The organism is Tautonia rosea, assembly GCF_012958305.1.
Taxonomy (GTDB): Bacteria; Planctomycetota; Planctomycetia; order Isosphaerales; family Isosphaeraceae; genus Tautonia; species Tautonia rosea.
Map to the genome: position 1 here is coordinate 483,909 of NZ_JABBYO010000002.1, position 24,493 is coordinate 508,401.

General features: G+C 62.6%; 26 protein-coding genes. 14 read left to right on the forward strand and 12 right to left on the reverse strand.

All coding sequences use genetic code 11. The annotated features are described in order from the left end of the window. Positions 1–213: 213 nt before the first annotated feature. From HG800_RS04775 to HG800_RS04785, 3 genes are all read left to right on the forward strand, one after another. On the forward strand, positions 214–1,590 hold the full coding sequence (locus tag HG800_RS04775) for an ArnT family glycosyltransferase (RefSeq protein WP_235963256.1): 1,377 nt from the start codon (positions 214–216) through the stop codon (positions 1,588–1,590). Continuing rightward, positions 1,583–3,076, forward strand: a complete 1,494-nt coding sequence (locus HG800_RS04780; protein WP_169974255.1) for a hypothetical protein — start codon at positions 1,583–1,585, stop codon at positions 3,074–3,076. The genes HG800_RS04775 and HG800_RS04780 overlap by 8 nt, the downstream gene beginning before the upstream one ends. 64 nt (positions 3,077–3,140) lie before the next feature. Continuing rightward, on the forward strand, positions 3,141–4,859 hold the full coding sequence (locus HG800_RS04785; RefSeq protein WP_169974256.1) for an HAD family hydrolase: 1,719 nt from the start codon (positions 3,141–3,143) through the stop codon (positions 4,857–4,859). Here HG800_RS04785 and HG800_RS04790 read toward each other — a convergent pair. Together HG800_RS04790 and HG800_RS04795 are read right to left on the reverse strand one after the other, a co-directional pair. Next, entirely contained in the window at positions 4,841–5,287 is a 447-nt protein-coding gene (locus HG800_RS04790; RefSeq protein ID WP_169974257.1) for a PilZ domain-containing protein, read from the reverse strand. The genes HG800_RS04785 and HG800_RS04790 overlap by 19 nt on opposite strands. A gap of 214 nt (positions 5,288–5,501) precedes the next feature. Beyond that, positions 5,502–6,479, reverse strand: coding sequence for a WD40 repeat domain-containing protein (locus tag HG800_RS04795; RefSeq protein ID WP_169974259.1), 978 nt, complete (start codon positions 6,477–6,479; stop codon positions 5,502–5,504). A gap of 552 nt (positions 6,480–7,031) precedes the next feature. On the opposite strand from HG800_RS04795, the gene HG800_RS04800 reads away from it, so the two are divergent. Continuing rightward, a complete protein-coding gene (locus HG800_RS04800; protein ID WP_169974260.1) occupies positions 7,032–7,442 on the forward strand; it encodes a hypothetical protein in 411 nt (136 codons plus the stop codon). Between the two features lie 49 nt (positions 7,443–7,491). Here HG800_RS04800 and HG800_RS04805 read toward each other — a convergent pair whose 3' ends face one another. Next, positions 7,492–7,881, reverse strand: coding sequence for an ATP-dependent Clp protease adaptor ClpS (locus tag HG800_RS04805; protein ID WP_169974262.1), 390 nt, complete (start codon positions 7,879–7,881; stop codon positions 7,492–7,494). 131 nt (positions 7,882–8,012) lie between these two features. On the opposite strand from HG800_RS04805, the gene HG800_RS04810 reads away from it, so the two are divergent. The 4 genes from HG800_RS04810 (at position 8,013) to HG800_RS04825 (ending at position 11,112) form a co-directional block, all read left to right on the forward strand. Then, positions 8,013–8,345, forward strand: a complete 333-nt coding sequence (locus HG800_RS04810; RefSeq protein ID WP_169974264.1) for a hypothetical protein — start codon at positions 8,013–8,015, stop codon at positions 8,343–8,345. Positions 8,346–8,436: 91 nt separating this feature from the next. Then, on the forward strand, positions 8,437–9,711 hold the full coding sequence (locus tag HG800_RS04815; protein WP_169974266.1) for a class I SAM-dependent rRNA methyltransferase: 1,275 nt from the start codon (positions 8,437–8,439) through the stop codon (positions 9,709–9,711). Positions 9,712–9,869: 158 nt separating this feature from the next. Continuing rightward, positions 9,870–10,535 carry a metal-dependent transcriptional regulator gene (locus tag HG800_RS04820; protein ID WP_169974268.1) on the forward strand — a complete coding sequence of 222 codons (666 nt, stop codon included), beginning with the start codon at positions 9,870–9,872 and terminating at the stop codon, positions 10,533–10,535. 79 nt (positions 10,536–10,614) lie between these two features. Beyond that, positions 10,615–11,112, forward strand: a complete 498-nt coding sequence (locus HG800_RS04825; RefSeq protein WP_169974270.1) for an RDD family protein — start codon at positions 10,615–10,617, stop codon at positions 11,110–11,112. A gap of 12 nt (positions 11,113–11,124) precedes the next feature. Here the strand turns inward: HG800_RS04825 and HG800_RS04830 are convergent, their stop codons facing one another. After that, complete coding sequence (locus HG800_RS04830) at positions 11,125–11,349, reverse strand: hypothetical protein (protein WP_169974272.1); 225 nt, start codon at positions 11,347–11,349, stop codon at positions 11,125–11,127. Between the two features lie 184 nt (positions 11,350–11,533). Here HG800_RS04830 and pdxH point away from each other — a divergent pair, with 184 nt between their 5' ends. Next, positions 11,534–12,187: a pyridoxamine 5'-phosphate oxidase gene (gene pdxH / locus HG800_RS04835; protein WP_169974274.1), complete on the forward strand. Its 654-nt coding sequence runs from the start codon at positions 11,534–11,536 to the stop codon at positions 12,185–12,187. Positions 12,188–12,292: 105 nt separating this feature from the next. Next, positions 12,293–12,487, forward strand: coding sequence for a hypothetical protein (locus tag HG800_RS04840; protein ID WP_169974276.1), 195 nt, complete (start codon positions 12,293–12,295; stop codon positions 12,485–12,487). A 102-nt stretch (positions 12,488–12,589) separates the two neighbouring features. Here the strand turns inward: HG800_RS04840 and HG800_RS04845 are convergent, their stop codons facing one another. Both HG800_RS04845 and HG800_RS04850 read right to left on the reverse strand, forming a co-directional pair. Next, positions 12,590–14,284 carry a DUF11 domain-containing protein gene (locus HG800_RS04845; protein ID WP_169974278.1) on the reverse strand — a complete coding sequence of 565 codons (1,695 nt, stop codon included), beginning with the start codon at positions 14,282–14,284 and terminating at the stop codon, positions 12,590–12,592. Between the two features lie 269 nt (positions 14,285–14,553). Further along, entirely contained in the window at positions 14,554–15,522 is a 969-nt protein-coding gene (locus HG800_RS04850) for a hypothetical protein (protein WP_169974280.1), read from the reverse strand. Positions 15,523–15,945: 423 nt separating this feature from the next. Between HG800_RS04850 and HG800_RS04855 the strand changes: the two genes are divergently transcribed. After that, positions 15,946–17,034 carry a hypothetical protein gene (locus tag HG800_RS04855; RefSeq protein ID WP_169974282.1) on the forward strand — a complete coding sequence of 363 codons (1,089 nt, stop codon included), beginning with the start codon at positions 15,946–15,948 and terminating at the stop codon, positions 17,032–17,034. Positions 17,035–17,084: 50 nt separating this feature from the next. On the opposite strand, the gene HG800_RS04860 is transcribed toward HG800_RS04855, so the two are convergent. The 3 genes from HG800_RS04860 to HG800_RS04870 all read right to left on the reverse strand — a co-directional run bounded on the left by HG800_RS04860 (position 17,085) and on the right by HG800_RS04870 (position 19,666). After that, positions 17,085–17,765 (reverse strand): hypothetical protein, encoded by a 681-nt coding sequence (locus tag HG800_RS04860; protein ID WP_169974284.1) that lies wholly within the window; start codon positions 17,763–17,765, stop codon positions 17,085–17,087. Between the two features lie 108 nt (positions 17,766–17,873). After that, the gene (gene rpsT, locus HG800_RS04865) at positions 17,874–18,152 is read right to left on the reverse strand and encodes a 30S ribosomal protein S20 (protein ID WP_169974286.1); all 279 of its coding nucleotides are present in this window, start codon (positions 18,150–18,152) and stop codon (positions 17,874–17,876) included. A 107-nt stretch (positions 18,153–18,259) separates the two neighbouring features. After that, entirely contained in the window at positions 18,260–19,666 is a 1,407-nt protein-coding gene (locus tag HG800_RS04870) for a tetratricopeptide repeat protein (RefSeq protein ID WP_169974288.1), read from the reverse strand. Positions 19,667–19,939: 273 nt separating this feature from the next. Here HG800_RS04870 and HG800_RS04875 point away from each other — a divergent pair, with 273 nt between their 5' ends. Together HG800_RS04875 and infA are read left to right on the forward strand one after the other, a co-directional pair. Further along, complete coding sequence (locus tag HG800_RS04875; RefSeq protein WP_169974290.1) at positions 19,940–20,836, forward strand: SMP-30/gluconolactonase/LRE family protein; 897 nt, start codon at positions 19,940–19,942, stop codon at positions 20,834–20,836. Positions 20,837–21,085: 249 nt separating this feature from the next. Then, positions 21,086–21,304 (forward strand): translation initiation factor IF-1, encoded by a 219-nt coding sequence (gene infA, locus HG800_RS04880; protein ID WP_126723684.1) that lies wholly within the window; start codon positions 21,086–21,088, stop codon positions 21,302–21,304. Between the two features lie 268 nt (positions 21,305–21,572). Here the strand turns inward: infA and HG800_RS04885 are convergent, their stop codons facing one another. The 3 genes from HG800_RS04885 to pgi are packed head-to-tail and all read right to left on the reverse strand — an operon-like array spanning position 21,573 to position 24,359. Beyond that, positions 21,573–22,064 carry a DinB family protein gene (locus HG800_RS04885; protein WP_169974292.1) on the reverse strand — a complete coding sequence of 164 codons (492 nt, stop codon included), beginning with the start codon at positions 22,062–22,064 and terminating at the stop codon, positions 21,573–21,575. A gap of 41 nt (positions 22,065–22,105) precedes the next feature. Beyond that, the gene (locus HG800_RS04890) at positions 22,106–22,684 is read right to left on the reverse strand and encodes an NADPH-dependent FMN reductase (protein WP_169974294.1); all 579 of its coding nucleotides are present in this window, start codon (positions 22,682–22,684) and stop codon (positions 22,106–22,108) included. A gap of 22 nt (positions 22,685–22,706) precedes the next feature. After that, the gene (gene pgi, locus HG800_RS04895) at positions 22,707–24,359 is read right to left on the reverse strand and encodes a glucose-6-phosphate isomerase (protein ID WP_169974296.1); all 1,653 of its coding nucleotides are present in this window, start codon (positions 24,357–24,359) and stop codon (positions 22,707–22,709) included. On the opposite strand from pgi, the gene HG800_RS04900 reads away from it, so the two are divergent. Beyond that, on the forward strand, positions 24,352–24,489 hold the full coding sequence (locus HG800_RS04900) for a hypothetical protein (RefSeq protein WP_169974298.1): 138 nt from the start codon (positions 24,352–24,354) through the stop codon (positions 24,487–24,489). The two genes, pgi and HG800_RS04900, sit on opposite strands and share 8 nt — an antisense overlap. The last annotated feature ends 4 nt before the right edge of the window (positions 24,490–24,493 follow it).

The window sequence follows — 24,493 nt, forward strand, 5'->3', positions numbered from 1 at the left end:
CCCGCCGATCGATGAGGCGGCGACGCCTCGTACTCACACACCTTGCACGGCAATACAATCGCCGGGCACGGGGGCAAATCAGGCGTCACGGAACCATATCCGATGGCCGCATGGTTGCCAGTCATCTGTACCGATTTCTAAAATAACCCCACCAGTACCCCAGGCGCGATCGATCCGACCGGCGCAACCCCTCTTCCCCTATCCCCCGACGCCATGCCTGCCGACGGACCCGATCCCGAGACACCTCCCCGCCGATCGTTCTGGCCCCGCCTCGGACTCGTGGCCGTCGGGCTCATGGCCCTGCTGAGCTTTGGGTTCCGCCTGGCCGACGAGCCAAGCTTCATCGACGAGTGGGCGTACGTCTCCCAGGGCTACTTCGGGCCCCTTTGGTGGGAAGGACGCTGGAATGACCAGGCCTGGCTCGAATATCCGGCGATCGACCTTCCTCCGCTGCCGAAGTATGTGATAGGCGCCATGCTCCATCTGGGAGGGCGGCCAATGCCCGGACGGGCCGATGCCTTCGCCTGGTACAACAACACGGCCACGACCTTCGGCGACATGGACCTGCTTGTCTGGACCCGATGGCCGACTGTGTTCCTGGGGGCCGTGGGCTGCATGGCAGTGGCGGCGATCGGCGCGATGAGCTTCGGGCCTCGGGCCGGCGTCCTGGCGGGCGTCCTGCTGGCGATCAATCCGCTTTATCGGATGCACGCTCGGAGGGCGATGTCGGACGTGCCGACCGAGGCCTTCATGCTGCTGGCACTGGCCGTGGGACTCTGGGGATGGCGGGAGTTGATGGGCGGTCATCGTCGTGGACGCGCCGTGCTGGCAATCGCAGGAGGAGCGGGAACTCTGGCGGGCCTTGCCGCCCTGTCAAAGCTCAGCGGAGGTCTGGCGACGATGACTCTGGTCGCCTGGGCCGCGTTGGCGGTGGTGGTGCCAGGGGTGAGCCTCGGTCGCAAGGGCCTGGTGTTTGGGTCGGTCATCCTGGCGGGCCTGGTGGCATTCGGCACCTTCATCCTCGGTAACCCGGTGTTGACGGCTTCCCCAAGGCTTCCGGAAGGAGCGCCGGACGGGGTCGTGAATCTGGCCGAGCAAGGTGTGCTCGGCCGGACCCTGGCGGTGATGGAGCATCGTTCGGACGTGTCCCGAGGAGCGCAAGAACACCCGGTCTTCAAGGCCCAGGGGTATCCGGTCAACGGGCTGGGAGCGAAGCTTGCGGTGGTGGGAGTGCAAGGGTTTGGCCGGTTTGGACCGCTCGGGCCGAGGACGACCGACTCGATCGTCCGTTACGACTGGGCGCAGGACTGGGGAGCCTTGCTCTGGGGGCCGATCGTGATGACGGGGGTGATTGGGGCGATCGGAATCGGGAGTCGTCAGCGTCGAGCAGGGCAGCCGCCGACGGCCTGGGCGGTGTTGGTCCAGTTCGCCGTCGGGTTGGCGACCGTCTTGGCGTTCATCCCGATGGCCTGGGATCGCTACATGCTGCCGATCCAGTCGGGAGCGGCCTTGCTGGGAGCGGCTGCGGTGTCGGCGGTCATCGGGTTGATCTGGCGGAGCAAGGGCCCGGGGGATGGGACGCGTGGCTGATCGCGAGGAGTTCATTGGCTGGTCGGTTCGTGACCGGGTCCTGGCACCGGTCGGCGTGGCCTTGATTCTCCTCGGCAGCTTTGCCTTTTTCTGGCACGCGCGAGACTGGAACAGCGCAAGTCGATTGATGCTAGCGTATGCCCTCGTTGATCAGGGGACGATCCGCCTCGACGATTACCGGGTGCAGACAAACGACATCGCGCGGATCGACGATCGCTATTATACGGATAAGCAGCCGGGTTACTCACTGGTGGCGACGATCCCTTACGCGATTGCCAAGTTCGTCGTGGGCTTGCCCGATCACCCAATTGGCGAACCCGCCTTGCGGCACTGGCCGGGGGATTACTGGACAACCCTGGGTACAGCCGGTCTGGCCACGGCGATCGGCGCTGCGGTCCTCGTGATCCTGGCCGGTCGTGTCGGCTGTGGTCCGAGAGGGGCGGTGCTGGTGGGTCTGGCCTATGGCCTTGCGACCCCGGCTTATGCCTATGCAACGATGAGTTACGGGCATCAACTGGCGTCGGCCTGCCTGCTGGGATCGTTGGCCCTGATCGACCGACCGGGAGCCCGGCATCCCTTCGGGGGATTGGTCCTTGCAGGGATCCTGGCGAGTTATGCGTCGGTGGTTGAGCTTTCGGTCGGGCCGATCTCGGCACTCCTTGCGGGTTTCGTGCTGGCGAAGGTATTGGGGAAAGGTTTGCCGATCAAAGCGCTCGGGGCCTTTGCGATGGGGGCGTTGGGACCGGCGTTGATTTTGATGGGATACAACCTGCTGGCGTTCGGATCACCCATCGATATCGGTTACGCCCACCACGCGACCGAACAGTTTGCTCAGGTTCATTCGGAAGACAACCCGCTTGGCCTGCGGTCACCCGACTGGAACATCGCCGCCCCCTTGCTCTGGGGGAGGTATCGGGGTCTGTTCTTTTATGCCCCCATCCTCTTGCTGGCCGTTCCGGGGTGGATTTCCCTGATGATTCGCAGGCAATGGGGCCTGGGCCTGGTGGCCATGCTTGCAAGTGTGGCGGTGTTTCTGATCAATATAAGTTATCCGGAGTGGACCGGAGGATGGTCCACCGGTCCGCGGTTGCTGGTGCCGTTATTGCCTTTCGGGATGATCGGTGTGGCGGGATTGCTTGCGGTCGGAGGCAAATGGGCGATGCTTCCCGCGGTGATTCTGGCTGTGTGGGGTGGGGTAGTGATCCTCTTGTTTCAAGGTGTCGGGGCGCAGTTGCCGCAGGATTTGACCGATCCAATCACCCAGATTGTCTTGCCGCACTGGCTTGGCGAGCCGATGGCACCGTGGTGGATTGGCGGGCGATTCACCCGTACGATCGTTTCAGAGGGATGGCCGGAATGGGTCAGCCGTCTTGATGCGGGGAGCCAGTGGATCCAGTTCGTGCCGCTGATTGCCGGTCAGGTGGTCGCGATTCTGGCCCTGATGGCGGTTCTGAGCCGAGGTCCTCGTCTCGGCTCGACGTCCTGACACCAGCCCCGATCCGCCGCAAGGGTGGCCGGGGCGATCGGACCGGACGCTTCGGTGAACTCTTATGCGATACATTGCGCTTGCCGCCGATTATGACGGAACCCTGGCCGCTCACGGCGCGATCGACGAGCAGACGGTGTCGGCCTTGCTGCGGCTCAAGTCCTCGGGCCGGCAACTGATCATGGTCACGGGCCGAGAGCTCGACGAGTTGCTCCAGGTCTGTCCTCAGATCGAGCTCTTCGACTCTGTCGTGGCCGAGAACGGGGGGCTGATCTACGATCCGAAGCTCCACGAGGTTTCGCTCCTCGATGAGCTACCGCCGAAGGAATTTCTCGATCGCCTCAAGCAGCGGGGGGTCTTACCGCTTGGTGTGGGGCGGGTCATCGTGGCCACGTGGGAGCCGCATCAACAAGCGGTGATCGACACGATTCACGAAATGGGCCTGGAATTGCAGGTCATCTTCAACAAGCAGGCCGTGATGATCCTGCCCAGCGGCGTGAACAAGGCGAGCGGCCTGCGTGAGGCACTGCGCAGGCTTGGCCTTTCGCCTCGTAACGTGGTCTCGGTTGGTGACGCGGAGAACGATCACGCGATGCTCCGGCTGACCGAGTGCGGGATTGCGGTCGAGAATGCGATCGCCTCGCTCAAGGAACACGCTGATTGGACCGCCAAAGCCCCCCGGGGCGCAGGGGTTTGCCAGCTCATCGATCGGTTGCTTGATGACGACCTGGCCAGCCTGGAGCCGAAATTGACGCGGCATCACATTCCGCTGGGGAGTGATCGGGACAACGAGGAGGTGGAGGTTCGATTTCCCCCGTTTGGGTTGAACATCTTGATCGCGGGGACCTCAGGGAGTGGAAAATCGACGCTTGTCACCGGGGTCCTGGAACGACTCTCTGAACGGGGCTATCAGGCCTGCATCGTCGATCCGGAGGGTGATTACTCCACCTTTCCCCAGGTGATTGTGCTGGGAAGCGCGGAGACGCCACCGCCGCTTGATGAAGTGGGTGATGTCCTCGAACATCCTGAGGAAACGGTGGTGGTCAACCTGATCGGCCTGTCGATGTCCCATCGGCCGGAATTCTTTGATGCCTTGATGCCGAGGCTTCAGGAGCTTCGGGCACGGACCTGTCGACCCCAATGGATCGTGATCGACGAGGCGCATCATCTGTTGCCGAGGGGACGGCACCCGACGACCTTGCCCCTCGATCTTCGAGGGGCCCTGTTCATCACCGTGCATCCAGAGAGCATGGCCCCGGAGGTGCTCGCCACGGTCGAGGAGATCTGGGCGGTTGGGGAGTCGCCAGCGAAGACCTTGGCCCGCTTTGCCGAGGCGATCGGCGAGCAACCCCCGAGGCTGAGCGACGAACCGACGCTCGCTCCGGGAGAATGCCTGGTCTGGTCACGACGTCCCGGAGCGGGACCTCCTCGCGTGGTACGAAGTTTGCCGGCCCGCGCCGAGCGTCGTCGCCATTCACGCAAGTATGCGATTGGAGAGCTTGAGCCCCACCTGAGTTTTTACTTCAGAGGCCCTGATGGTCGGCTCAACCTTCGAGCGCAAAACCTCTGGTTGTTCCTTCAGATTGGTGAGGGAGTCGATGAGGAGACGTGGCTCCACCATCTGCACAACGGCGATTACCGCTCCTGGTTCATTGAGGTGCTCAAGGATCAGGAACTTGCGGAGGAGACCCGGACGATCGCCGATCGCTTCGGCTCAGATGCGGCTGGAAGCCGATCGGCCATGCGAGACGTCATCACCCGGCATTACTTGCTGCCGACCTGAGCGAGAGCTGATCCCTGCGACGCCGCGATCCAATCGGTTGAGATCATTCCGAGCGCGACGAGGTACAGATCTTCGGGACAGGTCGGTTGGAACTCAAGTCGCAGGCGGATCTGGTCCGGCCGTTCCGGGATAGGCTCTCGGCCAACGACCCGCGCTCGTGCTCCACCGGAAACACTCGGGCCGACCACGCAGAACCAGGCGTCCATCGTCTCCGACGGGCCATCCGGGCAGATTACGGCCGCTCCTGTGCGGCTGATGTCGAGTAAGAGCGCGCCAAGGGTCTGGAAGACCTCACCGTCCCACCATCCCAACCAGACACGATCTTCGACGGCATCGAACCGTGTTGCCCGACGTCGGTCCATTCCGTTGTACGGATGATTGGGATCTGATCGACGGGTCTCTTCGTTAGTCAGTAGTCGAATCCCCATTGCTCCCACCCTTTCCTCTCAAACCGTTCCTGAGCCAATTGATGGCAGTTGTGCTGAAGCGAACCGAGGCGGTCCTCTCGACCTCGACTCCCGCGTGCATTCATCACAACACTAGTTCGAACGGAGGGGGACTGCCGGGAAACAACACAGATCGCGCGTGACCGGAGCAACAGCGCGACACGAACGCATGGGTGGGAGCGTAGGGGCGTCCTGATCAGGGCATGGTCAGCACATGGACTAGGCCATCCGATGCAGCCACGGCCAGTCGGCGGCCATCGGGGCTGAAGGCGAGGCTGGAAGCCCGAGTGTCGGGGGCGATGCGCTGTTGCGAAAGGGGTTCCTCGGATTGCGGGTCCCAGATGAGGAACTGGCCGCTGTAACCGACAGAAACCAGACGTGTTCCGTCGGGTGACCAGGCCAGCGCATAAACGTCGTCCGTGTGGCCTCGAAGGACCCGTTGCACCGAGCCGTCCTCCACGTTCCAGAGGCGAAGGGTCTTGTCCACCGATCCGCTGGCCAGTGTCGAGCCGTCGGGGCTGAAGGCAAGGCAGTAGATTGCGGCCTCGTGCCCCTCGGCCTTCAGGGGTTCGGCCTCGGCGTCAGAGGTCCAGAACTTGATCAGGCCATCATCTCCTGCCGAGGCGAGCAGATCGGCCGACGGATGAAAGGCGACGGCATAGACGATTGCCGCGTGAGCCTCGGCGATGGTCCGGGAAGCCTCGCCGGTTTCGACGTTCCAGAGGCGGACCGACTTGTCGGCCCCCGCGGTGGCGATCCGGCTGCCATCAGGAGCGAAGGCGACGGCATAAACCTGCCCCTCGTGCCCGGTCAGTGTGACCAGGGGCTCAACCGGGGAGTCGGTCTCCAGGTCAGGCATTGGCCAGATCTTGGCGAGCTTGTCCTGTCCTCCAGTGGCGATTTTCGAGCCGTCCGGGCTCGTTGAGACACAGAGGGCAAGGTCTTCGTGGGCTGGGATCACCGCGCGTTGTTCGAGCGTCTCGGCGTCCCAGAGTCGCAGGGTCTTGTCGAAGCCAACCGAGAGAAGAGTGTTGCCATCGGGGCTCCAGCAGACCGCATAGGGTTGCTCCTCATGTCCTTTCAAAGTCCCGACCGGTTCCGCCTGGCGGCTTAAGGCGGGAGTGGCCAGCACCAATACGGCAAGGGGGGAGAGGACACGGTGGAGGTGTCTCATGGCGAGGCTCCGGGGATCGGTTCAGGGAGGGACGATCTGAGCGCCTTCAAGGCTCCCGGATCGGGCAAGGGAGGGATCGACGGACCGGAGGCAACTTCTCGTTGTCGAAGAACCTGCGAAATCGGCCAGTCTGTTTCGGCCGAACATAGACGGGCCGGAGCATCGGTGCAACGGATCGCCCCGGGAGAACGCGGGATTCCCCGCGGCTCTCCACCTTGCGGCACTCGGGTCAACGAGTCGGGGAAGGATTCAGGCAACACCCCGTCGCGAATCCGGCTGACGAGGGAGCAGCCTGGTGCTAAACTCGTACGACAATATGGGCTAATCCCGAAGACTTCCCTTTCCGGGGCCAGGGTGAATCCTGGAATCGATCGAACGGGTTCGAGACTCATGCCCGAACGCTCCTGGCTTGCCCTGTCCGACGGAACCGGTGATGTGCCCCATTCGAGTCGAGGGAACCGAAATCGTTTGAGCAATCGGGTGCGGTTCACCGAAGGTCGACTGCGAGGCGAACCGCGGGCTGATACCGCGAGACCTCCCGAAGGAACGAAGGTGGCCCGAGCCCCCGGGATCGGCTCAACCCGTTACGAACCTCCCTTGTCGGCGATCGGCCCCTTGTTCCTGCGTCGTCTGGAGCGCATTCACCCGCCTTCCGTTGACTTCGTGCTGGACATTAACCCCCGAGCGACGGCCAGGGTTCTCGGAGGCTATTACCGCCGCCGCCGTTTGATCCGAATCTACACGCACGATCGGGAGTCGGGGCGGCGATCGCTGGAGGAACTGTTTGACACATTCCTGCACGAGGTTGCCCACCATCTTGAGTACACCGAGCCCCAGCGCTTCAATGCCCGAACCTGCGAACGGGTTCCCGGCACCATGCACAGCGACCTTTTCTGGAGGATCCTCGGCGAGCTCAAGACGCGATGGGTCGAGCTTCAGCATCGCTCGGGCGGAGCGATCTGAGAGGGCAGGCAAGGCAAACCGGGTCACGGCACCCGCCGGGCCGTGACGATCACCCTCCCGGCGCGGGCTCGATGAAGCAGTCGAGCGGCCCCTTGGAGACGCTCATCCGAGGGTCTGGACCGTAGGAAAGCACCTGGTCGCGCTTCAACTCGGCCAGCTCTTTATGCGTGGTCAAGACGACGGCCCGACCAGTGAGGTGAATCCGCCAAGTCAGTTCCTGAGCCGTGGCGAGCGAATGCCGGAACAGTTTGCAGAGCAGCTCGATGACGTAGTCGAACGTATGCTCCTCGTCGTTCAGGATGATCACGTTGTAGGGGGGCTGTCGCCGCGTTTCTGTTTCGTTCTCCGCGTGCTCTTGCGGCTTGGGAGCGGTCTTGGTCGTAACGATGGGATCGGCCACGGACGTGTCGCCCGAGTGTTCGTGGTCGAATTCACTCATCCCTGACGGCTCCAGGAGAAGGTCGGAAAATAAGGGCATTTGGACGGATCAGGCGTGACCTGATTAGAATAGTCTTCGGCAACCGTCTCTGTGTAGCGCAAATTCGCCAACCCGATCCGACCGAGCAACTGATGGCCCAGAAGATCACCTCCGGCCTTGCCCTCCGACAGCTTCAGCAGGCGCAGCAGGCCATGAAGAAGGTCCGCAAAGGACTGGTTCAGGTTCGTGAGGCGGACCCGGCCGACCGTCCGGAACTGGCGCAAACCCTGCTTCATGCGGGCTGGGAGAGTCTGAACCGCACCTATCGAGACCTGGCCGCCATCCCGCTCGACGCTGCGACCGAGGAGGTGATGCTTCGTCAGATCGCCGTGCAACGCTATGCCACGGCCTTGCTCGTGCGGCTCCGTCGCCTCGTCCGTAACGATCTGGAGGGCCTCGAAGGGCCGGACGACGACGAGGAGTAAGGCTCCTGGCCTTCATGCTCCCGAAGCCACCGTGAAGGGGTGGGATCGGGCTTGGATCGAGACGCATTGACCTTCTGGGGCTCGGGCGACGATGGCGGACGATCGGGTGAGTGAGGCGGACAATCGAAAGCGCGTTCCTGCGCCGAGTCGCGAGCTGGATCTAGAAGGAACCTTGCCGACGGTCCGGGTTCGATCTCCGGGCCTTCATACGTTTATCTTCAAGAAGATGGTCATTGGCCCCGAACCCGGTCCGAGGCCGAATGACGGCGACCTCGTTCGGGTGATCGACCGCGACGGGGTTCCCCTGGGCTTTGGGCTCTGGAATGCCAAATCGCAAATTCCGGTACGGTTGATTGCCCGGGGGACCACCCCTCCGGACGCCGCCTTCTGGGAGTCGAGAATCCATGATGCCGTCGCGATTCGTCGCGACCTCCTGGGCATCGAGGCGATCAGTGATGCCTACCGCGTGGTCCATGCCGAGGGAGACGGTCTTTCCGGCTTGATCGTCGACCGCTTTGCCGACGTGCTCTCGGCCGAGGTCTTCAGCCTGGGCATTTACCAGCGGATTGGCCCGTTGATGGACCGGCTGCTGGCGGCCACAGGAGCCTCGCATTACCGTGTCCACGTCGATCATCGAATTGCCCAGGCCGAGGCGTTCGGTGGGCGCCCGGTCGTCAGCGAAGACGCTCCGGAGAAGGTGGAGATCCGGGAGAATGGCATCCGCTATCGAGTCAAGTTCGAAGGCGGGCACAAGACCGGATTCTTCTGTGATCAGCGTGATAATCGACGCGAACTGACCCGCTATTGCCGGGGTCGCGAGGTGTTGGACGTCTGCTGTTACTCGGGGGGATTTGGCCTCTCCGCCCTGCTCCAGGGGGGGGCGAAGGAGGTGACTGGGGTCGATCTCGACGAGAAGGCCGTGGCTATGGCTCGTGAAAACGCGAACCTCAATCAGGTGCGCATGGGGCTGGTCCATGCCGATGCTTTTGGATACATGCGTCAGATGGGGCTCAACGGAAAGAGCTTCGGCGTCGTGGTGCTCGACCCGCCGAAGTTGATCGGTTCTCGCCTGGAGATGGACGAAGGCCGGAAGAAGTATCTCGATCTGAACACCCTGGCCCTTGGACTCGTCGAGCCGGGAGGCTTGCTACTGACCTGTTCTTGCTCGGGCTTGCTTCCGGCCGAGGAATTTCTCGGGATCCTCCGATCAGCCGGACGTCGGGCGGGTCGATCGGCCCGTATACTCAGCGTCACTGGAGCCTCCGCCGATCATCCCGTTGGGCTCGAGGCCCCGGAAGGGGCGTATCTGAAGGCTGCCTGGCTGCTCGTGGGCGATCGGCCCGAGGTCCCATCCTCGACCGAGTGATCGTGCAGGAGGTACCGAGTCGAGATCGTCTTGATTCCTGCAACTCCCGAGACCTTTGGATCTGTGGGGGGAGAGGGTCGAGTTCGGGCCTCGACTCGTGTACGCTGGGGATCGTTCATTCAACGAGGCAACAAGGCCGTCGGAAAGGGGCCGGTCGCGTGGCGAGTCTGACCGTCGAGAATTACGTCAAGACGATCTATCTGATCGCCTCTCGGGAGGTCCCCGATCGGATCGTGGCCACAGGAGAACTGGCGCAGGCACTCAATGTCTCGCCGGGCACGGTGACAGGCATGCTCAAGACCCTCTCTGAAGCCGGCCTGGCCTCGTACACCCCCTATGAAGGGGTCCGCCTCTCTCCGCAAGGGGAGCGATTGGCGTTGAAAGTGTTGCGACGTCATCGGTTGCTCGAACTGTTCCTCGTTCAGACGCTGCAAATGCACTGGGACGAGGTCCACGAAGAGGCCGAGCACCTGGAACACGCCGTTTCCGAGTCCTTGATTGACCGGATCGACGCCTATCTCAATCATCCCTCGGTGGACCCGCACGGCGACCCGATTCCGAAGGCCGACGGCTCACTCGACCTGCCGAGCGGCCGACCCCTGAATGATCTGGCTGCCTCCGAGCGGTTCCGGGTCGCTCGGGTGGTGGATCAGGATCCAAGCTTCCTGCGCTACCTGACCGACTGCGGACTCGATCTCGGAGCCGAGGGGATGGTGGTCGAGAACCGGAGTGAGTCGGGAGCGATGGTCGTTCAGGTCTGCGATCATCCCATCGCGTTGGGACGCGAGGCGGCGGGGAAAGTGATCGTGACCAGCCTCTCTTGAACCCGGTTGGACCGGTCGAAGGAGGCTCGGTGGGTTCGATTGCTAAGCGAGTACAAGTGGACAACGGAGTGCGAGTGCAATGGCGATGACCGATTGGACCGGTGCCGAGTCTCGTCAGTTTCGTCGAGTGAAAGACGACGAGGCGGTGAGGTCATCCGCACTCGGGGTGGGAATCCTTCCGAGGGCCTTGGCGCTGGCGATCGATTATGTCCTCCTGCTCGCCGCCTGTGCCGGGCTGGATGGCCTCCTCGGTCTGACAGGCCTTGATCCCGAGACGATCCGGCCGCTGAGCGCCTTGCTTGCCTTCGTGCTGATTGTCCTGTACTTCGCGACGTTGGAGAGTGGCAGTCGTCAGGCGACCCTCGGCAAGCTCATCCTGGGACTGAAGGTGACCACCGACGAGGGTCATCGGCTGTCGTTCCCCCGGGCGTTCGGCCGATTCTTCGCCAAGCTGCTCTCGTTGATTCCCTTCGGAGTCGGGTTCGTCATGGCGGCGTTCACCGAGCAGCATCGCGCCTTGCACGACCTGCTCGCCGGGACGCTCGTGGTTCGATCGCGCGCTGATTCGCGACCATGATCGGTCGCCAATTCAGACGCATCCGGCAAGCCGACGCTCCGAGCGAAAACTCATCCCGAACTGCCCCCGTCGGGCGGCCCCCACAATCTCCTGAGCCCCGACCCAGGAGGCTGTATCCTGCGGCCGAGGTCCGGGGACAATCAGCACCGGCAACCCGATCGCGTTGCGATGAATCTGAGAACCTCGGGGGACGTGGACCTCATACAAGGTCTTGCCGTGTCGGAGGTGGAGGATCATCGTCGACTCCCAACCGGGAAGGTGCGAGCACCGTTCTAGGAGCGGATTGGCTGCGGGACTACAATGGAGCAGTCAGGGTGAGCGATTGGGGCTGGTCCCTCTTGATCCAGGGTCTTCGATTCCGGGTCGAAACTTCCCAGGGCTACTGAGTCCTGATTCGCTGCATCCATGACAGCTACGTGGGATGCCCCTGGAGCGTGACACCGTGCAGTCGATCACCACTCGTCGGGAGTATCACCTCGGTTCCTTGAACGAAGCCGAGGTCGATCCCGATCCGATCCGTCAGTTTACTTCCTGGTTTGCCGACGCCGAGCGTGCCGGGCTTGATGAGCCTTATGCGATGGCCCTGGCCACGGTTTCGGCCGAGGGTAGGCCCTCGGCCCGGATCGTGCTTCTTCGAGGGGTCGATGCCAGAGGGTTTCGTTTCTTCACCAATTATGAGAGCCGCAAAGGCCGCGACCTCAAGGCCAATCCGTTCGCGTCGTTGCTCTTTGACTGGCATGAGATCGAGCGCCAGGTTCGGATCGAAGGGCGCGTGGAACGGCTCTCGCCGGACGAGTCCGACGCCTACTTTCAGCAGCGGCCGACCGAGACCAAGCTTGGTGCCTGGGCCTCGGATCAGAGTACGGTGGTCCTTGACCGCCGCGTTCTTGAAGTGCGGTTCCAGGAAGCGGCCGAGCGCTTCGGCGACAACGTTCCCCGGCCTCCTCACTGGGGGGGCTATCTCCTTGTGCCCGACGGCTTCGAGTTCTGGCAAGGGCGGCCGAGCCGCCTGCACGACCGGATCCGTTACCTTCCGGCAGCAAGCGGCTGGAGCATCGAGCGCCTCTCTCCCTGAAGCGCATCCCATCTGGCACGTGGAGAGACTTCGCAGTCGAGTTGCGATGAGCGATTACGGTTGACGCTCATTGCTATCCTAACCAAACCCGCGAAGGGAGGATGGATGATGACTCGCCGATATTCCCCCGCGTCAGAGGGTGGTGGTTCGGCTCAGGTTGACGACCTGAGGGTTGAACTCGCGGAGCTTGGTGTGAAGGTTCAGGAGATTCACGAGGAACTCCGCGAGTTGGTCCTGTCGTTCGAGAAGCTTCGGCATCGGGTGGAAGCGCTCGAACATCAGATAGCCAACCCCGAATAAGAGGACGATGGCTCGTTCGAACTCAAGGCCCTTCGTACCGATCCCTCGGAATCGGCGCGAAGGGCCCTTTGGGTTGCAAGCAATGCCCTCAGACGCGAGGGATCAGCGGACGCGAGCCTTGAAGGAGACAGACCCTTCACCCCCGGGGAGGACGGGATCAGGGAGGTCCCATCGAAGCTCAACCGAGCCGGTCTGATTTTCAGCGGCCGTGAAGATGGAGCCCGCGGGCCCTCGGGCGCTATCCGGTTCGTACTCGAAGCGAGGCAGCAGACTATCGACGATCGAGACCGAGTGAATGGGAACATTTCCCATGTTCCGCCATCGAATCGTGAAGGTCACAACCTGTCCGGGTTCGGCCACGTCGGTGTCGGTTTCTTTGTTGACTGCCAGACCGGGTAAGTCGGGCGGGGTCTCAACCCCGGCCAACTCTCCGGGCCCTCGGGAGACAATGGTCTGACTTGCCCCCTGGATGATCCCCGTGATCACCGGACCTTCAGCCGTCTTGATCCCCAGGGGAGGGGTGGCTCGACGGTTGATCACCGGGCCGATCTCGTTGACAGAGACCTGGGGGCCTTGAATCAGTTCACGGTGATCGATGGCCACCACGTCGGTCAGGCCGTTGAGGACGCGGACCTCAATGTGAGTGATCGGCGGGGTTCGACCCTCCATGGCCGAGGCCCGTCGCCGATCGCGCACCGCATTGGCCGCGAGGTTCTGCGTCATTCGCAGAGGCGGTCGGACCGTCGCTTCCTGCATCTGACGGGTCAGGGCCTCGGCGCCTCTCGGCACGGTGATGAGCCGATTCTCGTTCACGCCGAGGCTTGTTCGCACCGCTGCAAATCGGGGAGCGTAAATGCAAACCGTATTCGTCGGCAGGACGCGAGGCTTCGACCCGGCATTGAAGCGGATCATCGCGTCTTTGGGTTCAATGCCGACGATCTGGCCATCGGCCCCGATCCCGGCCTTGTTCTGGTGATCGCCCCCGTCGCAAAGGTACTCGTCACCCGGAAACAGCGGCTTCGGTGCGAGGCCGAACGAGACGGGCGGACAGATCGGCACACCACAGCGAACCCCTTCGGTCGTCTCGAAGGGGCAAGGACCGACGCCCATACTGGTCGCACCAAACCCGCCGAGCGGCTCTCCCGGCACGGGAGTTCGACCGCCGAGGCGAACAATGGCCATGATCCGCCCCAGTGCACTTGCGACCCGGAGGGGTTCCTCACCGGGGGCGAGAGTTGTGACGGGAATCTGATTCTTCGGGACTGACAGGGGCAACGCCTGTTCGGGGGATTCGAGATAGACGATCTGTGTGACCAGGCGGCCGGATTCGGCCACGTCGATCAAGTCTTCCTGACTGAAAATGACCTGAATTGGGAATCGGGTCGGGTCGATGTCCGGGGGACGGTGCAGGTGTCCGACGACCTCGACAACCGGGAAGACCTCGACACCGGGTTGATTCGGGAGATTCGAGAGTCGGAGCCGGTAGCCGACACCGACCTGAAGGCCCACGGTCAAGCCGTGAATGGCAGGGTCATCGTTCGGATCAGAGAGGATCATTGGGGTGGGTTCGAGCACCTCGATCCCCATTCCGAGTGGACCCGAAATGCGGACAACCTGAATCTGAGGGGGCAACATCGGCCCATTGAAGGCCGGAGCCTCTCCCACGACGGCAACCCCGGCGCTGGGATCGTCGGGGACAACCTGTCGGCCCTGGGCCGCTCCGACGGCTATTCCCACCGAGATGGACAGCAGCAGGGCCGCCGTCAACGCCCAGCCGGTCCGTCCTACTCGTGTCATGGGTCGGTCCCTCCCTCTTCCTGAGTTCTTGAAGCGGCGGTGGAGTGCCGGGAACTGAATTAAAACCAGCGCTTCTGGGACAGGCTTGGCTCTCCCGAAAGGCTCTCTCAAACGTGATCCTAAGCGGACCGGAAACCGCGTCATGGCCCGATCGGCGCGCAGTTCCCGGAATACGCCATCACCCCGGCGGGGCCAGAGGATGGCACCCGCGGGGCATGGCACCCGCGAAGACCCGGATCAGGGTCCGGGTCGGCCGGAGGAGTCACTGATCAGGGAAGATCAGGCAGACTTCCGGTGAACGGCGAAGGAATTGCCGGCTGCGGCAGGGGAGGATTCGCCATCGAAACCGGAGCGACCGAGGGCTCGGCCACAGGCGGAATGAAGGTCGAAGGTGAGGTGCCCTGGATCGGAACCTCATCGACGGGCGGGGCGATCGAATCCATGATCGGAGCGGGCGGAGGGGTCATCGTGCCGGGCTCTCCGTACATCACCTCGCCCGGTGCGTAGCCTTCTGAAGCCGGAGCCGCGACCCCGCCAGCAGGCATCTCCAGGTCGATCGCTCCCACGCGGATGACCATCAAGATGGTGCCTCGCTTGTCGGCTTCGAGCACCGGATCCACCCCGGGCTCCAGACGGGTCGAGACCAAGGTCTCGGCACCGTAGAGACCAGCGACGGCCAGTTCCTGGAACTTCGGATCAGGCAGATAAACCACCTTGGTCACGAAGTTTCCGGCCCGGACCTGGTCGAAGTCCTCCTGAGTAAACTGAACCGGGATGGGGTTGTGGGTCAGATAGGCGTCGGTCTGCGGCGACGAGGGGGCAACCTCAATCGTCGGGTAGAGCGACAGGCCGGGGTTCTCGGCAATGTTCGTGAGCTTCAGCCGATAGATGAAGCCCTGCCGGAAGTTGTAACGAGCCGGCACAGTCAGTTGCGGCGGCAGATAAACCGGCGAGCCGTCTGGCCCGGCGGTTTGCCAGCTGATCTCCATGTTCGTCGGATCGACGAAGAAGACCTGGCTGGTGGTGTTGGCAAACATCCGGTTGGCCCCGAAACCGGCACCCGACAGGGCCGGATCGGTCGGCGGGGCCATGATCGGTCCAGAAGCCGGCGGCGGACCATAACGGACAACGTGGGGCCGGAACAGGCTTGTCAAGGCGTGCGGTTTCCCGAGCCCGTCGAAGATCCCGCCGGTCCCGGTCGCTGCCGCCGCTAACATCAGCACTCCGAGCGTCTTCATCCTGAATTGACCTCCCGCCCCCTCGACGCGATGATTCCCTTAATCGGATCGTCGACCCGACCGAAACCACGGCCGGAGCGAGAGACCCGGGTCATCGGACGATGGGAGTGAATGCCTTCCTCCTCGGGCTGACCGCGGACCGACTCGGCCTCGAGGCCAGGTCGTTCGCCGGTCGCGGCGCGGCCGACGGCCAGGGGACCGCAAGCCAATCGGCCTCGGGCATCCCTGCCTTCCGCCGATCGGCTGATACCCGAGCATCGAGCGAACGCCTCGCCCGACCCTCAAAGTCCCGCGCACGGCCGTCTCCTTCCCTGGAAACGAACCGAGTCGGGGCGATCCCGCCGGACTTGCCGCGTCCGGCGCCTGGCGATAAGATCGGACAGTCCTTTCCTGCCCTTGAGTAAAGAACGGCACGACCCGGCCATGTCGAACATTCGTTTACTACTTCCCCTGCTCGTGGCGGGCCTCTTGCCACTGCTGAGCCTCGCGCAGGACCCGACATTTGCCCCGCCTCCCTTGCCGCCGGAACCGCCGACCGAGGCGGAACTGACGCTCGATGAGGCCCTTGCCAAAGTCCACGCGCTTGAGCAAGTACGCGCCTCCGTTCGCCAAGAGGTCGACATGCTTGGACAGGTGTTCACAATCGAAGGGGAATATGCCCGATCGGGCCCTTACACCTTCAGCCTCGACCTGCAAGTTCAAGGCCTTCCTCAGGCTCAGGGACGCATGCGACAGGTGAGTGATGGCACAACCCTCTGGGATGTGTCTCAGATCCTTGATCAGACCTACTACTTCAGGCTCGCTCTGCCCACCATCCTGGAACGCATCAATCAGGAACCGTACGAGGCGATTCACCGGAACCACTTTATCCAGCAACGTTTGGGGCTTTCCGGGCCTCACTGGTTGCTGGATGGGTTGCGTCAGTCGGTCCGCTTTGATCGCCGCCTCGAAGGCGATTGGAACGGACGACCGGTCTGGATTCTCCGCGGGAACTGGAAGGATCTGAACGCGATGGGACTCGCGCCCATGGCGTCCGCTCCCGCCTATATACCCAGTGTTGTGGAACTGCAGATCGACAAGGAGACCGGCTGGCCCTATCAGGTATTGATGCTGGGCAAGAAGCGGGCGATCGTCCGAGGGGCGAACACCCCGAAGGTCGATCCAGCCACCGGTCGGCCGCTCGGGAACGTCGTGGCGGAAGAGGAGCCGCCGAGCCGATTTTTGCTGACCTACTCCGACGTCGAACTTGAACCGGAATTCAGCGCCGGCGATTTTTCCTTCCGGGTCCCCGACCTTGACCGGGAACGCGTGAGCGACCGCACCGAGGCCCTTATCGCCGAAGCTGAGCAGTTTGCCCGGTTAATCGAGGCCTCCAAGTTGCAGGCGGGGGGCGAAGGGGCGAGCGATCCTGGAGCGGTCCTCAAAGACGTCCTGCAAATTCCGCCGATCGGCAGCGAACTCCCGCCGAGTCCTCCGGGGCAGCTGAATCGCTCGACTCCCCCAGGGAATTGAGCCGTTCCTTCTCGGCCACCGTTCTCGACAAGCGCGCTCGACCTGGATGACTAGTCCGGGTCGAGCGGCCCTCCCTCGGGCAGGAACGGTTGAAGCGGGCAGCGATCACAGCGAGGAGCTGACGCCCGACAGTATCGGGCAAGCGACTCGAACCAGAAGGTCACGCGGGTCATCGCGTCCGGATCCTCGGGCGCAACTCGTTCGACGACCTCCCTCGCCTCGGTTTCCTCCGCTCCGGGGTCGATCCAGCCGTGCCGGATGAGGATTCGGTAATCGGATCGGCTGATCGGAAACGTCGGTCGGCGAAGGACTTCAAGCAAGATCTGGCTTGCGGTGGTCGGACCGACTCCCCGAATGGATCGGAGTTCGTCCCGCAGGGTTTCGGTCTCAACCGCGCTGAGCGCCTCCATGCCCCCGTGGCCACTGACCCACGAGGCCATCCGGATCAAAAGGGGTACAATTCCCGTCGGCACCTTGCCGCGAGGATCGCGGAGAAGGTCGGTCAGTTCCTGGGGATCGGCGGTACTGAGCGCCTCGGGATTGTCCGACCAGCCGGCACGATCGAGGGCCTCGATGGCCTGCTCAACTTGGATCCCGCGTTGGACATGCAAGACGAGCCGTAGGAGGTCGCGAAAGGGATCGAGCGAGGCGGAGGGTTGCGTCGGTCGGTTTCCAAAGGCGTGGGCCAGTGCTTCGGAAATGGCATCGAACTCTGAGCTGAGTGAAGCCATTGCACGAGCCTCTTTGAACGATCAACCGGGGTAATGCAAAACGACCCGATCCGAGGCCGGATCAGGCCGTTCGAGAAGCAAGAAAATGCGACGGAAATCCTGGTTGATTCAGGACTTCGGAGCATTCTTCAGCGCGTTGTACTCGCGGGTCAAGCGACTCTTCCGGCGAGCAGCGGTATTCGGGTGGAGCACCCGCCGCACACCGGCTCGGTCGAGCTTGGCGATGGTGAAACGGAAATCGGCCTCAGCAGCCTCAAGATTTCCTTCCGAGGCGGCCGTCAGGGTCCGCTTCGTATAGGTCTTGATGATCTTCTTGGCAATCCGATTGCGCAACCGGCGTTTTTCGTTCTGGCGGAGACGCTTCTTGGCGGATTCGGTATTGGGCATTGCTCGATCGGGTCCCGTCAGGCGGGGGGAAGAAATCGTTCGAACGTCCGGGAGCGGTGGTTGCAATCACGCGAACCATCACGCCGACCGGCAAAGCGTTGATTGTATCACGAAGACATCCGCTGGTTCAAGCTCCGGAGTCGCTGTGCCACATCGAGATAGCCGAAGTTGTTCGCAGCGACCTCGTTGTAGTGGGTTTCGGCGTCGTCAAGGTTCCCCATCTGCTCGGCGACTCGACCAAGGCGGTAGTGAAGGTCGTTCAGAACCTCTTGATCTTCCGGATCGGCGGCCTTCAACGCCTCCGTGTAGCTGCGTTCGGCAAGTTTGGGAACGCCGGTGGCCTCGAATGAGGCTCCTGCGCCGATGAGGGCTTTGACCTTGAGCGCCGGAGAGGACCGAGCGGCCTGGAATTCGGCGATGGCCGCGTCATGTTGTCCGGCCGCGGCGAGTCGTCGGGCGAACTCGAAGCGAAGTTGCAGGTCGTCGGGGCGGCCCTCGGCCCGGCGGCGGTATTCGGCCAGTTCGTAATCGGCGAGTTTGACCTGGAATTTTTCGAGCTTCGTCTGAGCTTCGGTGTCGTCGGGATGGTCGCGAAGGCGAGCTGTGATGACTTCAATCGCCTTGCGGAGCCGAGCGATCTGGATCTCGGCGTAGGTATCACGAAGCAAGGCGTCGTCTGGGAGTGCTTTGAGGCCGCGAGCGAGCACGTCACGTGCTTCGTCGAGTCGTTGCTGAAGCCGGTACTGGGAGGCCAGCTCCAGGTAGGGGCCGGGCCGGGAGGGGTTCTCCTTGATGTCGCGTTCCATGCGCTCTTCGGGGCTCATGGCCTGTCTGCCGCGAAGGGCTTCGGTGTCCTCATCCTGCTCAGAAAAGGTCTTCGCGGAGGGTGACTCCTGGCGTTGAACCTGGTTGTTCAGTCCGCTCCCGTGGATTGTCTGGCTGGCAGAGAGGGCATTGATCTGTCGAGAGGCTTCCTCGTCCCCGGGAGAGAGTTTCTTGATCCGCTCCCAGCAGAGGATGGCTCTGGGAAAGTCTTCGGCGAAGGCGTAGACATGGGCCATGTGCTTCCAGAAGCCCACATCGTCGACGGCCTGGGCCTGGACAGACTCCATCGCCCAGCGAGCCAGGGCAGGAGAACCAAGCTGTTCCGCGGCCTCGGCCAGATCGCGGCTGACCCCGATGTCCCAAGGGTTGTACGCGAAGGCTTCTTCACAATGCTCAATGGCTTCGAGCCAGTGCCCGCGTCCCTTCGAGGCTTTGATCCTGAGTCGGATTGGTTGTACCTTGGCCCCGGCAAACATCCCGACCTTGGACGGATCGTTCTGGAACTTCTTTCGCATAGCGGTCCGAAGCGCCTGACGGAATTTGACTTCGAGCGGGGCAATCTTCAGCGCATTCTTATACATGTCCATCGCGTATGGGAGGTTGCCACGTGCGGTGGCTTCATTCCCATAATTGAAGAACGACTCGGCCCGATGGAGGTCCTTTGGATCGGGTTGCGGTGCGGAGTCCATCAATCGCGACCCCCTGACAGGATGGGGCAGTCACTGACACACCGGACGCCACTCCGCGCCCGGATCGGTCACACCGATTGTACACGCTATCAGAATGGATTCGATGGTCAACCATTGGCCGCCGGCATCGGAGATGCAAACCGTTGGGATCGACCAGCACTGTCCGGCGGCTCGGCGCTTGACAACCATCCTGCTGATCCCCGATCACACACCGAAGACGAGGGAAGCGGATTCGATTCGCTTCTCAATGGATGACGATGGAGACGATTGCTCATGTCCAACGCCTCGGTCTTGCGAAACACGGGGTTGATCGACCTGATTGACGGTCCCCTTGAAACGCTTGCCCAGGGATTCGCCTTTACCGAAGGACCCCTCTGGCTTCCCGATGATTCCTTGATCTGGCAGGACATCAAGACCGAACGCACGTATCGGCTTCCTTCGGGAGGCGGGCCCGCCCAGGTGCTTCGAGAGCGAACTGGTGCCGCCAACGGTCAGACCTTCGGACCTGACGGACGCATTCTTTTCTGCGAGCAGAACGGCCGACGCGTGTCTCGGATGAATCCCGACGGATCGGGCGTGGAGACGGTCGTCGAGCGGTTCGACGGGAATCGTCTCAACAGCCCGAACGACATCATTTGCCGCAGCGACGGCCTGATCCTATTCACCGATCCTCCGTATGGTGTTCCAAGCCCCGATCAAAAAGAACTGCCCTATCAGGCTGTCTTCTCCCTGACAACCGATGGGACCTTGCTCCCGATTGTCCACGAAGGCTTCGAGAAACCGAACGGCCTCGCCTTCTCACCGGATGAGCGGACGCTGTATGTCTGCGACACCGCCAAGTACCACATCCGCACGTTTCAGATGGATGACTCTGGGAGGATCGATCCGGCAAGCGACCGAGTCTTCGCCACAATGGACCCCGAGGAACAGGGAGGCCCTGACGGATTAAAGGTCGATCGCGAAGGCCGACTCTATGTCGCTGTGGCTCAGGGGATCTGGGTCTATCGATCCGATGGCACCTTGCTGGGAATTCTCGCCACGCCGAAGCGTCCCTCAAACCTGAACTGGTGTGGGAGAGATGGGCGGACCCTGGCCATCACCGCGGTCGACGCCGTCTACCAGGTCCCGTTGAAGGTTGAGGGCGTGACGCCGCCGTTTCTTCCCGCCTGATCACAGCGATGATGAGGAGAGTGCGGGATGATCGAGCGAAGCCAGCAGCACTCGTCACGCGAATCATGAAAAAATCCGACTGGTTTGCCGGCCGGCTTCGGATAAAATGATGATTGACTCGGGAACGGGTTGCCGCGCAACTGCCTGGCGACCTCCCGATCGATCGGATCGACCCGGCGGTCCGACTCCCCAACGACCTCTGGTCTATTGCACTGCCGTTGCCGGGATCGGCTGACCCTGGAGGGCCTTGTGGCCAAAGAGGAACCGCTACGGACCGAAGGGCGCATCGTCGAGGCGCTGCCCAATACGCAGTTCATGGTCGAGCTGGAAAATGGCCACCGTGTGCTCGCTCATATTGCCGGGAAGATGCGAAAGAACTTTATCCGCATCGTCCCCGGCGACCGGGTGACCGTCGAGATCACCCCGTACGACATCACCAAGGGCCGCATCGTCTACCGAGAGCGCTGATTCCCACCCACCTCTCCCCGCGACACGAGTGCGAGGGGCCTTTTCCGCACTTGCCGGATTGATTCCCACCGTTTGCCCTCTCTCCAACCCGCGAACCCGACATAACGGGCGATCTCCTCCGACGCCCGCCGGGGACGCATTGTCATCTCATCCGATCCGACTTTGTTTTCGGATCGAGTTCAACCAAACAGATTGAGCCATCGGCCCCTCGATCGATCGGATCGAGGGACGTGGGCACGTTGACCTTGGTGGGCGAGTCGTTCTCTCGTTACGCGTCCCTCCAGGCTCCGAGAAGTCGACGGACCACAACGAGATGGCCGAGGTGATAGGCGTTATGGTCGGCCAGAAGCATGGCTTCACGAGCGATGGACTGCCCGGTTCCCCAAGCTAGGGGGCGGAGCAGGTCAGTTCGAGGATCAACGATCAGGTTACGCATCTCCTGAGCGTCGGTCCGGAACGACGCAACTGAGCGGTCCCAGGCGAGGTCATCCGGCACCGTCGCCTTGTTGGGCCAGTAGTCGTACGGCCATTGAAGGCGGGCGAAATCGGCCGACAAGCAGAAGTCGAGGATGTCTCGCTGGCAAATCCGCAGATGTTCCAGGAGCTCCCAGGGGGAGTGCGGAAGCCCTTTGGGCCGGACTCCCCAAAGGGACGGATCGAGTCCGCTGACCGCCGACTCAAAGTCAAGATGCGCCGCTCCCGAATCGAGCAATTCAAGCAAGTGGGCGCGAAGGATCGCGTCTCGGTTGTTCAGATCCATCGAGAGACGCCTCCTCGAAGCGTTAAACGGACCAAGGCGGATCAGTAGGGCACGCCGGCCTCCCGACCAGCTTTCAGGGCTCGGGCATACCATTCCAGCTCGTCCAGGAATTTTGAGGCTCTGCGCGGCCAGGCGTCATCGAATGGGGTGCCGTCGTCCGCAAACGCATCCTGCACTTTGGGAATGGGAAGGAGTGAAGGAATGCTCGGCATACCCAGCTCGCAGAGCATGGCTCGGAGCTGCATGGCCGCCCGGACACCCCCGAAGGCACCGGCGGAATAGCAGACGATTGCCGACGGACGCCAGAACCATTCTTCCAGGAAGTGATCCAGTAGGTTTGAGAGTGCCGGCGGAATCGAATGGTTGTATTCGCCAGACACGATGAGGAAGGCATCGGCGGCCTTAATCTGTGAGGCGAGGCGTTCGAGCGGTTCGGGCGATTCGCCGGCCGGATATTCCTTGTACATCCGGTCGAGGAGGGGGAGATCGACCTCCTTTGGATCAATCAAGGTGACGCGGTGACCTCGCTCGCGGCACTGCGCTTCGACAAAACGTGCGGCCTTGATTCCCTGGCGATCAGAGCGGACGGAGCCATACAGGACGAGCAAGTCGAGGCTCATCAATCAGTTTCCTTCCCTCGGGTCAAACCCCGAGATACTTACGGAGGAGGGCAGTCGTCGAGGGATTGAAACCCTCGATCGGGGCGGATTCCTTGCGCGTCGCCGCGAGTTGCGCGCGCACTTGCTTGGCCAGTACTTTCCCGAGCTCGACCCCCCACTGGTCGAACGAATTGATGCCCCAGAGGAAGCCCTGCACTGCGGTTCGGTGCTCGTAGAGCGCGAGCAGCTTGCCGCAGGCTTCGGGAGTCAACCAGCCGTCGAGAAGTAAGACATTGGACGGGCGGTTGCCGGGAAAGACCTTATGCGGGACGAGATCAGCGGGAACCCCCTCGGCCTCGACTTCCTCAGCCGTCTTTCCGACGGCCAGGGCGTCGGGCTGGGCGAAGAAATTGGCCATCAACTCGTCATGATTCGAAACCGCTTCTCCCTCGACGCTGACGGGGGTCTGGCTCCTGGTGAACCCGATGAAGTCGGCCGGGACGACCCGACCTTGATGCAAGAGCTGGTAGAAGCTGTGCTGGCCGTTCGTGCCTGGTTCGCCGAAGTCGATCTCGCCGGTCGGGTAAGGCAATGCCTGACCATCGAGCCCGACCCGCTTGCCGTTTGATTCCATGTCCACTTGCTGAATATGAGGAGCCAACTTGAGAAGTGCCTGGCAGTAGGGGAGCAAGGCCCGATTCGGTCGGTGCAGGAACGTCGAGTTCCAGATCCCGAATAGGCCGAGGAGGACCGGCAGGTTGCTCTCGAAGGGCGATTCCAGGAAATGACGGTCGATCGCGTGAGCACCCTTGAGAAACGGCTCGACCTGCTCCATACCATACTGGAGCGCCAGCGGTACGACTCCGACGGCACTACAGACACTGTAGCGGCCACCGACCCAGTCCCAGAAGCCGAAGGCGTTCTCCGGGTCGATGCCGAACTCCCTCACGCCTTCGAGGTTCGTGCTCACGGCGACCATGTGCCTGGCGACGCTCTCGGGGCCGAGCGAGCTGACAAGCCACTGGCGAACCGTTTTGGCATTGAGCATGGTCTCGGCGGTCGTGAAGGTCTTGGAGACGATCACCACGAGGGTCGTTTCGGGATTCAAGCCTTCCAGGTTGCGGGCCACGTCGATCGGGTCGACATTGGCCAGGAATCGGAGGCATCGGCCCTGGGCGGCCCGGGCGCAATCGGGATCGGTGCGGAGGGCTTCGTGGACGAACTCGGGGCCGAGGTAACTGCCGCCGATGCCGATCGAGACGACGTCGGTCAGGGGTTTGCCGGTCGCCCCCTTCCACTCACCCGATCGGACGCGATCGCTGAAGCCTCGGATCTTCTCCAGGACAGCATGGACCTCGTCGACGACGTTCGAGCCGTCGAGGGTGATCGAGGCCCCCTTCGGCGCCCGCAGGGCAACGTGGAGGACCGCGCGGTCCTCGGTCGTGTTGATCCGGTCCCCCCGGAACATGGCCTGGATCTTCTCGAGGAGCGTTGCCTCCCCGGCCAGGTCGAGCAGCAGTTTGACCGTCTCGGTCGTGGCGTTCTGGCGGGAGTAATCGAGGGTGATCCCGTCGGCCTCGGCAACCATCGCCCGGCAGCGAGCCGGATCGTTGAGGAGGTCGCGGAGGTGGTGCGAGGCGATCGTTTCGGCGTGCGTGGAGAGGGTTTTCCAGGCGGTCGAGGTGGCGATGGACATGGTGGCATGGCTCCCGAGAGCCGATCGCTCGGCGAGGCGATGGCGGCGTTGCGGTGTCATTGTGTCGGATTGCCTGCAAGGCTACGTCATCGACCGCCTGATTGCGATGGTGCAGCGGCTCCGGTCGTGATCGG

Bases quoted from the DNA above. Each gene is read 5' to 3' on its own strand.
- HG800_RS04775 (WP_235963256.1), top strand. From the start codon at position 214: ATGCCTGCCGACGGACCCGATCCCGAGACACCTCCCCGCCGATCGTTC.
- HG800_RS04785 (WP_169974256.1), top strand. From the start codon at position 3,141: ATGCGATACATTGCGCTTGCCGCCGATTATGACGGAACCCTGGCCGCT.
- HG800_RS04790 (WP_169974257.1), bottom strand. From the start codon at position 5,287: ATGGGGATTCGACTACTGACTAACGAAGAGACCCGTCGATCAGATCCC.
- HG800_RS04795 (WP_169974259.1), bottom strand. From the start codon at position 6,479: ATGAGACACCTCCACCGTGTCCTCTCCCCCCTTGCCGTATTGGTGCTG.
- HG800_RS04805 (WP_169974262.1), bottom strand. From the start codon at position 7,881: ATGAGTGAATTCGACCACGAACACTCGGGCGACACGTCCGTGGCCGAT.
- HG800_RS04810 (WP_169974264.1), top strand. From the start codon at position 8,013: ATGGCCCAGAAGATCACCTCCGGCCTTGCCCTCCGACAGCTTCAGCAG.
- HG800_RS04815 (WP_169974266.1), top strand. From the start codon at position 8,437: ATGGCGGACGATCGGGTGAGTGAGGCGGACAATCGAAAGCGCGTTCCT.
- HG800_RS04825 (WP_169974270.1), top strand. From the start codon at position 10,615: ATGGCGATGACCGATTGGACCGGTGCCGAGTCTCGTCAGTTTCGTCGA.
- HG800_RS04830 (WP_169974272.1), bottom strand. From the start codon at position 11,349: ATGATCCTCCACCTCCGACACGGCAAGACCTTGTATGAGGTCCACGTC.
- pdxH (WP_169974274.1), top strand. From the start codon at position 11,534: ATGCCCCTGGAGCGTGACACCGTGCAGTCGATCACCACTCGTCGGGAG.
- HG800_RS04840 (WP_169974276.1), top strand. From the start codon at position 12,293: ATGATGACTCGCCGATATTCCCCCGCGTCAGAGGGTGGTGGTTCGGCT.
- HG800_RS04845 (WP_169974278.1), bottom strand. From the start codon at position 14,284: ATGACACGAGTAGGACGGACCGGCTGGGCGTTGACGGCGGCCCTGCTG.
- HG800_RS04850 (WP_169974280.1), bottom strand. From the start codon at position 15,522: ATGAAGACGCTCGGAGTGCTGATGTTAGCGGCGGCAGCGACCGGGACC.
- HG800_RS04855 (WP_169974282.1), top strand. From the start codon at position 15,946: ATGTCGAACATTCGTTTACTACTTCCCCTGCTCGTGGCGGGCCTCTTG.
- HG800_RS04860 (WP_169974284.1), bottom strand. From the start codon at position 17,765: ATGGCTTCACTCAGCTCAGAGTTCGATGCCATTTCCGAAGCACTGGCC.
- rpsT (WP_169974286.1), bottom strand. From the start codon at position 18,152: ATGCCCAATACCGAATCCGCCAAGAAGCGTCTCCGCCAGAACGAAAAA.
- HG800_RS04870 (WP_169974288.1), bottom strand. From the start codon at position 19,666: ATGGACTCCGCACCGCAACCCGATCCAAAGGACCTCCATCGGGCCGAG.
- HG800_RS04875 (WP_169974290.1), top strand. From the start codon at position 19,940: ATGTCCAACGCCTCGGTCTTGCGAAACACGGGGTTGATCGACCTGATT.
- HG800_RS04885 (WP_169974292.1), bottom strand. From the start codon at position 22,064: ATGGATCTGAACAACCGAGACGCGATCCTTCGCGCCCACTTGCTTGAA.
- HG800_RS04890 (WP_169974294.1), bottom strand. From the start codon at position 22,684: ATGAGCCTCGACTTGCTCGTCCTGTATGGCTCCGTCCGCTCTGATCGC.
- HG800_RS04900 (WP_169974298.1), top strand. From the start codon at position 24,352: ATGGACATGGTGGCATGGCTCCCGAGAGCCGATCGCTCGGCGAGGCGA.
- pgi (WP_169974296.1), bottom strand. From the start codon at position 24,359: ATGTCCATCGCCACCTCGACCGCCTGGAAAACCCTCTCCACGCACGCC.